Source organism: Streptomyces sp. NPDC043996 (assembly GCF_056435225.1).
In genome coordinates, this window is record NZ_JBWKEY010000005.1 from 43,310 (window position 1) to 55,995 (window position 12,686).

Genomic DNA, 12,686 nt, shown 5'->3' on the forward strand with positions numbered 1-12,686 from the left:
GCCTGGAGGCGCCCTCCTGAGGCGGAGCCTTAGAGGGCCCTCGACTGGCGCCTGAAGGGGCAAGGAGGGGGTCGCACGGGTGCTTTGGGCCTCCGGCGCCGCCTTTGCTCAATGGGGGCCGCGGGGCGGCCGACTGCCCTTGCGGGCCGAGGAACGCCAGCGGGCGGCTGCTCCTGGGTTACAGGGGCAGCCGCCCGGTCGCCGGTCTGGTGGTCCGGCGCTCGCTCGTCGTGGGTGTGACGCGTCAGCGTTCCTCTTCGGAGGTGTTGGACGGCACGGCCGTCAGGCGCTCCGTCTCGTCCTGTATCTCGGCGGCGATCTTCTTGAGTTCCGGCTCGAACTTGCGACCGTGGTGGGCGCAGAAGAGCAGTTCACCGCCACTGAGCAGCACGACGCGCAGATAAGCCTGGGCGCCGCAGCGGTCGCAGCGGTCAGCGGCCGTCAGGGGGCTCGCGGGGGTCAGAACAGTAGTCACGTCGCCTCTTCTCTAGCTCGACGAGCTGTCGTACCAGGGTCAACATCCAACCAGGCCGAAAACGTTCCCGCTCGTGGCTTTTCCTCGAATTTTTCTTTCGAGGCGGCTGTCTGCTGCCGGTTGGCGGCGAATGTGCCGTAGTGCGTGTCTTACGTGTCGTACGGTTTCGCGCTGTCTGTCAGGTCAGGTCCGTCCCGGCTGGCTTGCCGGTTGTTCATGAGGACGTGCCCGGAGCCTAAATGGTTCATGCCTGGAAGGGAACGTGACGTGCACTTCACTCCAACGAGGGATCGAACACGCGTACGCTTCTGGATTAGCCTGGACCTGGTCCAGGGCGAGTCGAGGGTGGCGTGGCAGCGGCTCTACCAGGCCTCGGTACCCTCTGACCGGCAACAGAAGCCGAGCCCTTACCCACAAGGGCATCCCTTGAAATTCAGCGAGGAGCGAACCGCGTGACCGCCGAGACGTCCGTGCCGTCCACAGCGTTGCTGACCGGAGCAGACCGGGACGGTTCCAACTACACCGCGCGGCACCTGCTCGTCCTGGAGGGGCTCGAGGCCGTCCGCAAGCGTCCGGGGATGTACATCGGGTCGACGGACAGTCGCGGCCTGATGCACTGCCTCTGGGAGATCATCGACAACTCGGTCGACGAAGCCCTGGCCGGATACTGCGACCGCATCGAGGTCATCCTCCACGACGACGCCTCCGTGGAGGTCCGGGACAACGGCCGAGGCATCCCCGTCGACGTCGAGCCCAAGACCGGGCTCTCCGGTGTCGAGGTCGTCATGACCAAGCTGCACGCGGGCGGCAAGTTCGGCGGCGGTTCGTACGCGGCTTCCGGCGGCCTGCACGGCGTGGGCGCCTCAGTGGTGAACGCCCTGTCGGCCCGCCTGGACGTCGAGGTGGACCGCGCGGGCCACACGCACGCCATCAGCTTCCGGCGCGGCGTTCCCGGTGCGTTCGCGAAGTCCGGGCCCGAAGCCCCGTTCGACACCGCGGCGCGCCTGAGCAAGGTCAAGAAGATCCCCAAGACCCGCACCGGCACCCGCGTGCGCTACTGGGCCGACCGCCAGATCTTCCTCAAGGACGCCAAGCTCAGCCTGGAGAACCTGCACCAGCGCGCCCGCCAGACCGCCTTCCTGGTGCCGGGCCTGACGATCGTCGTGCGGGACGAGTTCGGCCTCGGTGAGGGCGGCACGAAGGGTGAGGAATCCTTCCGCTTCGACGGTGGCATCAGCGAATTCTGTGAGTACCTGGCACAGGACAAGGCCGTCTGCGACATCCTGCGCCTCTCCGGGCAGGGCACCTTCAAGGAGACCGTGCCGGTTCTGGATGACCATGGCCAGATGACGCCCACCGAGGTCACCCGCGAGCTGGGCGTCGACGTCGCGCTGCGCTGGGGCACCGGGTACGACACGACGATCAAGTCCTTCGTCAACATCATCGCCACGCCCAAGGGCGGCACCCACGTCACCGGCTTCGAGCGCTCGCTCACCAAGACGGTGAACGAAGTGCTGCGCGGCCAGAAGTTGCTGCGCGTCGCCGAGGACGACGTCGTCAAGGACGACGCGCTGGAGGGCCTGACCGCCGTCGTCACCGTCCGCCTGGCCGAGCCGCAGTTCGAAGGCCAGACGAAGGAAGTCCTCGGCACGTCGGCGGCCAACCGCATCGTCGCCAACGTCATCGCCAAGGAGCTCAAGGCGTTCCTGACCTCCACCAAGCGCGACGCCAAGGCCCAGGCGCGCGCGGTCATGGAGAAGGTCGTCGCCGCGGCGCGCACCCGCATCGCCGCCCGCCAGCACAAGGACGCCCAGCGCCGGAAGACGGCGCTGGAGTCCTCCTCGCTCCCGGCGAAGCTCGCCGACTGCCGCAGCGACGACGTCGATCGCAGCGAGCTCTTCATCGTTGAGGGAGACTCCGCCCTCGGCACCGCGAAGCTGGCGCGGAACTCGGAGTTCCAGGCACTCCTGCCGATCCGCGGCAAGATCCTCAACGTCCAGAAGTCGTCCGTGTCGGACATGCTCAAGAACGTCGAGTGCGGCGCGATCATCCAGGTCATAGGAGCCGGGTCCGGCCGGACCTTCGACATCGACGCCGCCCGCTACGGCAAGATCATTCTCCTGGTCGACGCCGATGTCGACGGCGCGCACATCCGCTGCCTGCTCCTGACGCTCTTCCAGCGCTACATGCGGCCCATGGTCGAGGCGGGCCGCGTGTTCGCCGCCGTCCCGCCGCTGCATCGCATCGAGCTGGTCCAGCCCAAGAAGGGCCAGGACAAGTACGTCTACACGTACTCCGACCGCGAACTCCGCGACACGCTGCTCGAGCTCGAACGCAAGGGCGTGCGGTACAAGGACTCCATCCAGCGCTACAAGGGCCTTGGCGAGATGGACGCCGACCAGCTGGCCGAGACCACGATGGACCCTCGCCACCGCACCCTGCGCCGCATCAACATCGCCGACCTCGAAGCGTCCGAGCAGGTCTTCGACCTGCTCATGGGCAACGAGGTCGCGCCCCGCAAGGAGTTCATCACGAGCTCGGCGGCCACGCTCGACCGTTCGCGCATCGACGCGTAGCCGCGGGCGAGCCGTCGGCTCCGCTGCCGCGACAGGTGCCTCCACCCCTGGGTGGAGGCACCTGATCCACCCGCGATCCACCCCCGGTCCGATGCTCTGAGCAGGGCCGATTCCGTAACTTCGAAGGCGTCGCACTTTTTCGTCCGCGCATGCCATCGGAGGCCGTGATGCCCGGTTTCGCCAACGCGCTGCTGATCCTCGCCGCCGTCGCGCTGGTCGTCATACGCCAGATGAAGCCGCAGCACATGACAGGGGCCAGACGCTGGTGGCTGGTGCCCGCCGTGCTCGCCTACTGCGCTCTGCGGGAGTCGGGCCTCATCGACCCGCACCACTCCGCCGTCTCCCTCGCGCTGCTCAGCGGCGAGGTGCTCGTCGGCCTGCTGATGGGTGCCGCCTGGGCCCGCACCAGCCACGTCTGGTCCGAGCCCGACGGATCCGTGTGGAGCCGGGGCACCAGAGCCACCGCTGTGGTGTGGGGCATCGGCATAGCCTCGCGGCTCGGGCTGATGGGCATAGGCCTGCTCCTAGGCGTTCACCAGGGCGCAGGCGCGCTGCTCCTCGCGCTGGCGGCGTCACTCCTGGTGCGCGCGGGACTCCTGGAACTGCGGGTCCACGCCCTCCGCCCGGCCACCGCGCTCACCGGCGCCGTACGGTGAGGAGGCGCCCGTGCGGACGGGAGAGGAGTCGGCATGACGCGTGAGAGCTGGATGCGCTGGCCCGCTCGGGAGGCGCTCGCCGACGCGGCGATGACGCGGTCCCGACGGTTGCTCAACTGGGGCGTGCGCGTGGTGTTCCTCGGCATGATGCTCTGGAGCACTTTCAGACGGCGTGAGCTCCCCGGCTGGGGCGTCGCCCTGGCGGTGGCGGCGCTCGCTCTGTGTGTGGTGGTGATCGCGGGGTACTTCCGGGCCACGCTGGAGCAGCGTGCCTGGCCGTCTCTGCTGGCGCTGGGGCTGCTCATGGGCATGGGCGCCACGGCCCAGGCAACCGGGTTCGACGTTCCCGCGGCCGTGCTGTGGTGCGGCAGCGCGGCCCTGGCCCTGGAGCGGCTGCCACTCGGCGCGGCGGTGATCACCGCCGCGACGGCACTGGGAGCGTTCGCCGTGATGAACGAGGACCCCTGGCCGACCACGGCCGCCATCACCGTGGGGCTCGGTCTCGCTGGATACGTGCTGCGGCTTGACGCCGAGGCCAGGGGCAACGCCCAGCGGCTGCTCGCACAGGAGAGGGCGGCGCGCGCCGCGGAGACGGAGTCGGCCGCCTTGGCCGAGCGCGCCCGGATCGCACGGGAGATCCATGACGTGCTGGCGCACAGCCTGTCCGCCCAGCTGGTCCACCTGGAAGCGGCCCGGCTGCTGATCGAGCGGGACGCGGAGCGGCGGCAGGTCCTCGAACGGGTGGTGGCCGCACGGTCCATGGCCGCCGAAGGCCTCGCCGAGACCCGGCAGGCGCTGTCCGCGCTGCGCGGGGAGATGACGCCGGTCGAGGACTATCTGCGAGAGCTCGCCGCGTCTGACGGAGCCGCCGTCGCGGTCTCCGGCAAGCGGCGGCTCCTCGCGGCGGAGGCCTCGCAGGCGGTGCGCAGGGTGGCGCAGGAGGCCCTGACGAACGTACGGAAGCACGCGCAAGGGGCCAAGGTGACGGTGTGCCTGGCGTACGGAGAGGGGGAAGTCACGCTGGACGTAAGGGATTCGGGCGGGAATTCGGGTGAACTGGCCGCTTCGGGAGCTGGGTACGGTCTGCTGGGTATGCGCGAGCGTGCCGAGTTGCTCGGCGGTTCGCTGGAAGCGGGGCCGGACCAGGAGGGCTTCGCGGTGAGGCTGAGGGTGCCGGGATGACAGGGGACGAAGGGCACCGCGTCGGTGCCCCCATGGCTGGTGCTGGTGCTGGTGCTGAGGGCGGTGCGGGTGCTGGGCTGGGGCAGGACGGTCGCGCCGTGCAGGGGGCGACGGGTGGTGGCAAGGCGCCCGCGCGTGTGGTCGTGGTCGATGACCAGACCGTGGTGCGTGAGGGCATCGTGATGCTGTTGGGGCTGCTGCCGGGGGTCGAGGTGGTCGGTGCTGGCGGCGATGGCGAAGAGGCGGTGCGGCTCGTCGCGGAGCTGGCGCCGGATGTGGTCCTGATGGACCTGCGGATGCCGCGCTGTGACGGGGCGGAGGCCACCCGCCGGATCCGGGCCGAGTATCCGGGCACGCAGGTCGTGGTGCTGACGACGTTCGCCGACGACGAGTCGCTGTTCCCGGCACTGCGAGCCGGGGCGCGGGGATATCTCACCAAGGACGCCGGTGGTCACGAGATCGTGCGGGCCATCGAGGACGTGCTGTCCGGGGAAGCGGGGCTGTCGCCGAAGATCCAGCGGCGGCTGCTCGAGCGGCTCTCGGAGCCGGATCCCGCCACGAGACGGGCGGAGCCGCCGGACGGGCTGACCGTGCGGGAGACGGAGGTGATCGCTCTGATCGCGGAAGGGATGACCAATCAGGAGATCGCTAGAGCGCTGCACGTCTCCACCGCCACCGTGAAAACGCACATCAACAACCTGTTCGCCAAGGCGGGCCTCAAGGACCGGGCCCAGGCGGTGCGTTACGCGTATCGGCACGGTCTCGCGCAGCTGCCGGGGAGTACGCGCAGGTGAGGATCACCTTCACCTGATGGGGTGAAGAGCGGGGGGACAAGAGTCAGGGATCTTCCTGTTCTGCCCATCCTTGGGCACGCGGCCGAACATGGCTGCGGGCAAGGAGAGTTCGGTGGAGAACCACGACGGCCGCGATGCCGGGCGGGATCGGCCCGGTGATGTGAAGGATCCGTGGTACGACGAGCTTGCCTCTGGCTGGGGCGAGCTGGACGGCACGGGTACGCCGACACCGCCGGGGCCGGACGCCGCGGTGGCGCGGCCCGCCAGCGCGGCCGACATCTATCTGGAGGTGCAGGCGAGCGCCGCTTTCCAGGAGGTGCGCCGTCGCTACCGGAGGTTCGTCGTCCCGGCGGCGGTCGCCTTCTTCACCTGGTACGTGGCGTATGTCGTAGCGGCGACGACCGCGCCGGAGCTCATGGCACGGCCCGTCACCGGGGCCGTGAACGTGGCGATGCTCGCCGGACTCGCGCAGTTCCTCTCGACGTTCCTGCTGACCTGGGCGTATGCGCGGCATGCCCGGCTGCGGCGGGACCGGGCGGCGCTCGATCTGCGCTGGGCCGTGTTCGAGCAGGAGAGAGAGCGGGCGCTGAGGCAGGGGGCCGAGCGGTGACCGATGACCACCAGACGCTGGCGCTCGTGCTGTTCGGCGTGTTCGTGGCGGTCACGCTCGCGATCACGACGTATGTGAGCCGCAATCGCCACGGCTCGGCGGAGGAGTTCTATGCGGGCGGACGGTTGTTCTCGCCCATGGAGAATGGTTTTGCCATCGCGGGCGACTACATGTCGGCCGCCTCGTTCCTCGGCATCTCCGGGCTGATCGCGCTGTACGGCTACGACGGGCTGCTGTACTCGGTGGGGTTCCTCGTGGCCTGGCTGGTGGTGCTGCTGCTCGTGGCCGAACTGGTCCGCAACTGCGGGAGGTTCACCCTCGCCGACGTGGTCGCGGCACGGATGCGGGAGCGGCCGGTGCGCATCGCCGCGGGAACGTCCTCGGTCACCGTGTCCGTGCTCTACCTGGTGGCGCAGATGGTGGGGGCGGGCTCGCTGGTCGCGCTGCTGCTCGGGGGCACGAGCGAGGCCGCGCAGGCGTGGACGGTGATCGGTGTCGGCGCGCTCATGGTGATCTATGTGTCGATGGGAGGGATGCGGGCCACCACATGGATCCAGATCGTGAAGGCGGTCCTGTTGATGGGCGGCACGATCGCGCTGACCGTGCTGGTCCTGATGCGGTTCCACGGCGACTTCAACGAACTGCTGCGCACCGCCGCCGACCGCAGCGGACACGGGCGTGACTTCCTCGCGCCCGGCCTGAAGTACGGCGGGGACTGGACCGCGCGGCTCGACTTCATCAGTCTCGGCCTCGCGCTCGTGCTCGGCACCGCCGGGCTGCCCCACATCCTCTCCCGCTTCTACACGGTGCCGACCGCGCGTGCCGCGCGCCGTTCCGTCGTCTGGTCCATCGGCCTCATCGGCGGTTTCTACTTGATGACGATCGTGCTCGGCTTCGGCGCGGCCGCGATCGTCGGCACCGACGCGGTGCGGGGATCGAACGCGGCGGGGAACACGGCGGTTCCGCTCCTCGCGCTGGATCTCGGCGGCGGCGCGGATTCCACCGGTGGAACGGTTCTCTTCGCGGTCGTCGCCGCCGTGGCGTTCGCCACGATCCTCGCCGTGGTCGCCGGGATCACGCTCGCCTCATCGGCGTCCGTGGCCCATGACCTGTACGCGTCCTTGCGGCGCAAGCACGGCAAGCAGCGCAGCGAGGTCGCGGTGGCGCGCGTCGCCGCCGCCGGGATCGGCGTCGTGGCGATCGGGCTCGGGCTGCTGGCCCGCGATCTCAACGTCGCGTTCCTGGTGGGCCTGGCCTTCGCGGTCGCCGCGTCCGCCAATCTCCCCGTGCTGCTCTACTCGCTGTTCTGGCGGAACTTCACCACCAGGGGCGCCGTGTGGTCGGTGTACGGGGGCCTGCTGCCCGCCCTTGTGCTCGTCATGCTGTCGCCCGTGGTTTCCGGGAGCCCGGAGTCCCTGTTCCCCGGCGTGGACTTCCAGTACTTCCCGCTGGACAACCCGGGGCTCGTGTCGATCCCGTTGGGCTTCCTGGCGGGCTGGCTCGGCACGGTCACCTCCAGGGACCGCGCGGACGAGGCCAAACACGCCGAGACAGAGGTGCGGTCGCTGACCGGAGCGGGCGCCGTGTGACCGCGCCGAAGCCACGGGGTGCCGCCGCACGGGTGCGGCGGCACCGCGTCAGCGGCCGGACACCCACTCGTAGCGATGCTCAGGCCGCCCCGTGTCGCCGTACTTCAGGCTCAGCCGCACCCGCCCCGTGCGCTCCAGCAGCTTCAGATAGCGCTGTGCGGTCTGCCGGCTGAGCCGGGTGTGTTCCCCCAGCTCCTGAGCGGAGAGCGGCCCCTCAGCGGCCATCAGGGCCCTGCGGACGAGCTCCGCGGTGGTGGGGGAGTGTCCCTTGGGCAGCTCGGGCGCCGTAGTCGCCGAGAGCGCGCCGAAGATCCGGTCGACCTCGGCCTGCTCCGCCTCGCCGCCGTCGTCCAGGGTGCGCCGCAGCGTCGCGTACGCGTCGAGCTTCGTCCGCAGACCCGCGTACGAGAACGGCTTGACCAGGTACTGCAGCGCGCCCTGCCGCATCGCCGCCTGTACCGTGGCGACGTCACGCGCCGCCGTCACCATGATCACGTCGGTCTGGTGGCCGCGTTCGCGCAGCGTCCGCACCACGGCGAGCCCCGTCTCGTCCGGCAGATAGTGGTCCAACAGCACCAGGTCGATGGGCACTTCCTCGACGAGCCGCAGCGCGTCGGCCGCATTGTGGGCCCGCCCGGCCACGCGGAAGCCCGGGACCTTCTCCACATAGGCGGCGTTCACGTCCGCGACGCGCGTGTCGTCGTCCACCACCAGTACGTCGATCATCGGGCCTCCTCGGCAGTGACCGGTCGCGGTTCCGCGAGCCCTTCGGGCAGGACGACGGTGAACTCGGCGCCCCCGTCGGGACTCGTCCCGAGCCGTACGCCACCGCCCTGCCGTTCGGCCAGCCTGCGCACCAGAGGCAGGCCGATGCCCCGTTGGCCGTGCACCGGCGGCTCCTTCGTCGTCCAGCCCTCCGTGAAGACCGCCTCGTGCTGCTCAGGAGGAACACCGGGACCGGAGTCGCGCACCTGGAGCACGACCGTGCGTCCCTGTAGACCCTCGGTACGCAAAACGACCTCCACGCGTGCGTGCCGTGTGCCCGCCGCCGCGTCCAGCGCGTTGTCGACGAGGTTCCCGACGATCGTCACGAGGCCCCCCGGGTCGACGAGCCGGTCGGGCAACACGGAGCCTTCGGAGACGGCGAGCGCCACGCCCCGCTCCGCGGCCACCGTCGCCTTGCCGACCAGAAGAGCCGCCAGCAGCGGATCCTGGATCTTCTCGGTGATCTGCTCGGCGGTCACCCGGTGCGCGCCCGCCACCTCCCCGACGAACTCCGCGGCCTCCTCGTACATCTCCAGCTCGAGCAGGCCGAGCAGCGTGTGCATGCGGTTCGCGTGCTCGTGGTCCTGGGCGCGCAGGGCGTCGATCAGACCGCGCGTGGAGTCGAGCTCGCGGCCGAGCTGCTCCAGTTCGGTGCGGTCGCGCAGGGTCGCCACGGCGCCCCCGTCGTCCGTGGGCATGCGGTTGGCGACCAGGACGCGCTGGCCGCGCACGGTCAGCAGGTCGGTGCCCGTGACCCGTCCCGCGAGGACGTCCGTGGTGCGCCCCGGGCCGAGCGCCGCGTCCAGCGGCCGGCCGATCGCTTCCGCGCCGAGTCCGAGGAGCCGCTGAGCCTCGTCGTTGAGCAGCCGTACGCGCCCGCCGCGGTCCAGGGCGACGACGCCCTCGCGGATGCCGTGCAGCATCGCCTCGCGCTCCGCCAGCAGCGCCGAGATGTCGGAGAAGGCGAGGTCCCGGGTCTGGCGCTGCACCCGTCGCGAGATCAGGTACGCGGCCAGCGCGCCGACGGCGAGTGCCCCGCCCGCGTACGCGAAGAGGCTCGGGATCGTGTGGATCAGCCGCTCGCGGACGCTGTCGTACTCGATGCCCACGGAGACGGCACCGACGATGTCGCCGCCCGCGACCCGCAACGGCACCTTCCCGCGCGCGGAGCGGCCCAGCGTGCCGCTGTCGATCTGCATGACGTCGCGGCCGGCGAGCGCGTCGCTGGGGTCGGTGGACACGACCTTGCCGATCTCGCCGGGGTCGGTGTGCGACCAGCGCACCCCCAGCTTGTTCATGATCACGACGTACTCGGCTCCGCTGGCCTCGCGGATGCGCTCGGCGGCCGCCTGCACGGGCCCGTCGGCCGCCGGACGCGTCGAGGTGAGGTCCTGGACGATCCGCGGCTGCGCCGCCGTCGTCTGGGCGATGGCGAGCGCGCGGCGCATGGCCTGGTCGTCGAGCTGCTTGCTGAGCGGCGCGAGGAACAGACCGGTGGCGAGCACGGTGACCCCGGCGGCGATCGCCAGCTGCATCAGCAGGACCTGCGAGAAGACGCGCCGCGGCAGGCCGAGGCGTAGACGTCGGGCAGGGGGAGTCGGGCTCATGGGTACGAACGGTACGGCGGCGGACGGAGTTCTCCGAGGGGAGTGTGGCGGGGATCTCCTGGGGCTGCAGCTCTCAGGGGGATCTCTTGGAGCCGCTGCTCTCAGCCGCCTGCCCCGCGCGTGGGGGCCTCGTCGGTGATCTCGCGCACGGCCACCACGTCCATTCGCGCCGGGGACCCCAGCGCCGCGCCGCAGCTCTCCGGTCGCGGCGGCAGCGAGGAGCCCTGGGCGACGGTGACCTGCCAGCGGCGGCCGTCGGCGTGGGCGACCGTGACCGTCCAGCGCGGGGCGTCGCCCTCCGTGCGCACGACGCTCAGGACGTCCGCCCTGTGCTCCCGGGCGGCCGAGCGCACCACGAGCTCCGCGGCCTGTCCGGGACGGTCCCAGGCGGAGTTCCCCCGGCAGCCCTGGGTGACGACGCGTCCCTCGCGCACGCCCTGAAGGATCTCCTTCACCGCGGGGGCCGCTGTCCGTCCGTACGCGTATCCATACGGCAGGACGAGCAGCGTGGGGGAGAAGCGATGACCACCTAGATGAGTGATCTCCCAGACCCCCTCCTCGCCCGATGCGGCGAGTTCGGCGGCCAGCGGGCGGCCGAGCAGGGCACAGCAGCGGTCACGCTTGCCGTTCGTGCACACGAGCGCGAGCGGCTCGCCGGTGTGCGGTGCGCCGAAGCCGCCGTGGTCGCCTGCGCCGAGCGCGGCGAAGTCCAGGTCCAGCAACTGCCGTGGCTCGTCGATCACATGGGAGCGCAGCCAGGTCGCGCCCGGCGACGTGTGAGCCACGAACACCCGGTGCCGCGCGGGCGTGTGGCAGTCGGCGTGCCGCCCCGGGCGGCGGATGAGCGCGACGCGCACGCCGGTCGACTCGGCCGCGCTCTCCAGGGCGCGGCCGACCTCCGGGTCCAGGTGGCTGGACGTGAGCGCTTTGGCGCCCCAGGGGCCGGACTGTTCCAGGAGCAGCCAGGTCCTGGCGGTGGCCGCGGTGCCAGCGAGAGGCTCGTTCAGGTCCCGCGAGGCGGTCGCGCACGTACTCACGGAGGTGAGCCTAACCCGCGCCCGCCCCGGCGTGATTCACGCCTCCGGCGTGGTGGGCAACGGCTGCGGCGGCCGCAGCCCGACGTACTGTCCGACCGGACGCATCCGCATCGGCCGTTCCTCGTACTCCTCCATGGCGTGCGCGATCCAGCCGGCCGTCCGCGCCACCGCGAAGATCGTCTCGCCGGCCTCGGCGGGCATGCCGGACGACACGGTGAGCACGGCGAGCGCGAGGTCGACGTTGGCCCGCAGGTCGGTGTGGCGGGCGGTGGTCGCCACGACGTCGCGCGCCGCGGCCAGGGCGGGGCCGGCCTTCGGCATCACCTCGAGGAGGCCGAACAGCGCCTGCGCGCGCGGGTCCTCGCCCGCGTAGAGCCGGTGGCCGAGCCCGGGGACGCGGCGGCCCGCGCGCAGCTCGTCCGCGACGACCGGTACCGCGCTTCCCCGGTCGAGCACCTCCAGGAGCATGCGGTGCGCGAGGCCGCTCGCCGCGCCGTGCAGCGGGCCCTCCAGGACGCCGAGGCCCGCCGACACCGCCGCGTACGGGTGGGCGCGCGCGGACGCAGCGACGCGGACCGCCAGGGTGGACGCGGCCAGGTCGTGGTCCACGAGCAGCGCGAGGGCCGTGTCCAGGGCGTGGAGGGCGGCCTCCTCGGGCTTGTGGCCGCTGAGCCGCCCCCACAGGCGCCCGGCGAGCGGCCCGCCGTCGCGATGCGTGTGCAGGACGGGCGGCAGCGCCGCGACGAGGGTGGGGATCAGGGTGCGCGCCGTGCCGACGACCGCCTCCTCGGAGAGGTCGAAGCGGAGCGGGTCGGCGGCCGCCGCCGAGATGGCCGCCACGCGCAGCCGGTCGGTGGGGGCGCAGTGCGCGGGCAGCGCGCGCACGGCGAGCCGTGCGGCCCCCGCGGGTTCCGGCGGGGGCGTGAAGTGGATGCCGGGGCGCAGGACGCCGGTCCACAGCCACTCGGCGACCTCTTCGTAGGAGTGGCCCAGGGCCAGTTCGGCCGCGTCCACGCCGCGGAAGTAGTAGCGGTCCTTGTCGATGAGCGTGATGCGGGTACGGACAGAGAGCTCGTTGGCGGCCGCCGCGGCGGCGGGTTCGCGCCGGTTCCGGCGTGCGAGTGCCCCGACCTCCTTGGGGTCGAAGGTGCTGCCGCGCCCTCCGGGGCCGCGGCGGCTGCTGAGCTGACCGCGGCTCACATAGGCGTACACGGTCTCGGGCTTCACTCCGAGCAGTTCCGCGGCCTCCTTGGTGCTGATCCGTCGCCTCTCGCGTGCGACCGCACCCGCTTCTTGATCCGTCATGGGCGTCACCGTATCTGTGTCTCGACACCTGCATTTGTGCATTGATTCAATCAATATTGACAGAACTCGAGTCAAGCATGGACAGTCAAA

General features: G+C 71.1%; 11 protein-coding genes. 6 read left to right on the forward strand and 5 right to left on the reverse strand.

The window, feature by feature from the left end; genetic code table 11:
- Positions 1-244: 244 nt before the first annotated feature.
- Positions 245-475 (reverse strand): DUF7455 domain-containing protein, encoded by a 231-nt coding sequence (locus tag AC07A4_RS14420; protein ID WP_478597621.1) that lies wholly within the window; start codon positions 473-475, stop codon positions 245-247.
- 452 nt (positions 476-927) lie between these two features.
- Between AC07A4_RS14420 and AC07A4_RS14425 the strand changes: the two genes are divergently transcribed.
- From AC07A4_RS14425 to AC07A4_RS14450, 6 genes are all read left to right on the forward strand, one after another.
- Positions 928-3,051 (forward strand): DNA gyrase/topoisomerase IV subunit B, encoded by a 2,124-nt coding sequence (locus AC07A4_RS14425; RefSeq protein WP_478597624.1) that lies wholly within the window; start codon positions 928-930, stop codon positions 3,049-3,051.
- 149 nt (positions 3,052-3,200) lie between these two features.
- On the forward strand, positions 3,201-3,707 hold the full coding sequence (locus AC07A4_RS14430) for a DUF1453 domain-containing protein (RefSeq protein ID WP_478597625.1): 507 nt from the start codon (positions 3,201-3,203) through the stop codon (positions 3,705-3,707).
- 33 nt (positions 3,708-3,740) lie between these two features.
- Positions 3,741-4,889, forward strand: a complete 1,149-nt coding sequence (locus AC07A4_RS14435; RefSeq protein ID WP_478597627.1) for a sensor histidine kinase — start codon at positions 3,741-3,743, stop codon at positions 4,887-4,889.
- Between the two features lie 98 nt (positions 4,890-4,987).
- Complete coding sequence (locus tag AC07A4_RS14440; RefSeq protein WP_478597629.1) at positions 4,988-5,683, forward strand: response regulator; 696 nt, start codon at positions 4,988-4,990, stop codon at positions 5,681-5,683.
- 88 nt (positions 5,684-5,771) lie between these two features.
- Positions 5,772-6,293, forward strand: coding sequence for a DUF485 domain-containing protein (locus AC07A4_RS14445; RefSeq protein ID WP_478597632.1), 522 nt, complete (start codon positions 5,772-5,774; stop codon positions 6,291-6,293).
- Positions 6,290-7,882, forward strand: a complete 1,593-nt coding sequence (locus AC07A4_RS14450; protein ID WP_478597634.1) for a solute symporter family protein — start codon at positions 6,290-6,292, stop codon at positions 7,880-7,882. Before AC07A4_RS14445 ends, AC07A4_RS14450 begins: the two co-directional genes overlap by 4 nt.
- Positions 7,883-7,930: 48 nt before the next feature.
- On the opposite strand, the gene AC07A4_RS14455 is transcribed toward AC07A4_RS14450, so the two are convergent.
- The 4 genes from AC07A4_RS14455 to AC07A4_RS14470 form a co-directional block, all read right to left on the reverse strand.
- Positions 7,931-8,608 carry a response regulator gene (locus tag AC07A4_RS14455; RefSeq protein WP_478597636.1) on the reverse strand — a complete coding sequence of 226 codons (678 nt, stop codon included), beginning with the start codon at positions 8,606-8,608 and terminating at the stop codon, positions 7,931-7,933.
- Positions 8,605-10,254, reverse strand: coding sequence for a sensor histidine kinase (locus tag AC07A4_RS14460; protein ID WP_478597639.1), 1,650 nt, complete (start codon positions 10,252-10,254; stop codon positions 8,605-8,607). The genes AC07A4_RS14455 and AC07A4_RS14460 overlap by 4 nt, the downstream gene beginning before the upstream one ends.
- 101 nt (positions 10,255-10,355) lie before the next feature.
- Complete coding sequence (locus AC07A4_RS14465; RefSeq protein WP_478597641.1) at positions 10,356-11,291, reverse strand: sucrase ferredoxin; 936 nt, start codon at positions 11,289-11,291, stop codon at positions 10,356-10,358.
- Positions 11,292-11,327: 36 nt separating this feature from the next.
- Complete coding sequence (locus AC07A4_RS14470; RefSeq protein ID WP_478597643.1) at positions 11,328-12,596, reverse strand: citrate/2-methylcitrate synthase; 1,269 nt, start codon at positions 12,594-12,596, stop codon at positions 11,328-11,330.
- Positions 12,597-12,686: the final 90 nt, after the last annotated feature.

Excerpts from the sequence above, each read along its gene's own strand:
- AC07A4_RS14470 (WP_478597643.1), bottom strand. The coding sequence starts at position 12,596 with ATGACGGATCAAGAAGCGGGTGCGGTCGCACGCGAGAGGCGACGGATC.
- AC07A4_RS14435 (WP_478597627.1), top strand. The coding sequence starts at position 3,741 with ATGACGCGTGAGAGCTGGATGCGCTGGCCCGCTCGGGAGGCGCTCGCC.
- AC07A4_RS14430 (WP_478597625.1), top strand. The coding sequence starts at position 3,201 with ATGCCATCGGAGGCCGTGATGCCCGGTTTCGCCAACGCGCTGCTGATC.
- AC07A4_RS14445 (WP_478597632.1), top strand. The coding sequence starts at position 5,772 with ATGGCTGCGGGCAAGGAGAGTTCGGTGGAGAACCACGACGGCCGCGAT.
- AC07A4_RS14460 (WP_478597639.1), bottom strand. The coding sequence starts at position 10,254 with ATGAGCCCGACTCCCCCTGCCCGACGTCTACGCCTCGGCCTGCCGCGG.
- AC07A4_RS14455 (WP_478597636.1), bottom strand. The coding sequence starts at position 8,608 with ATGATCGACGTACTGGTGGTGGACGACGACACGCGCGTCGCGGACGTG.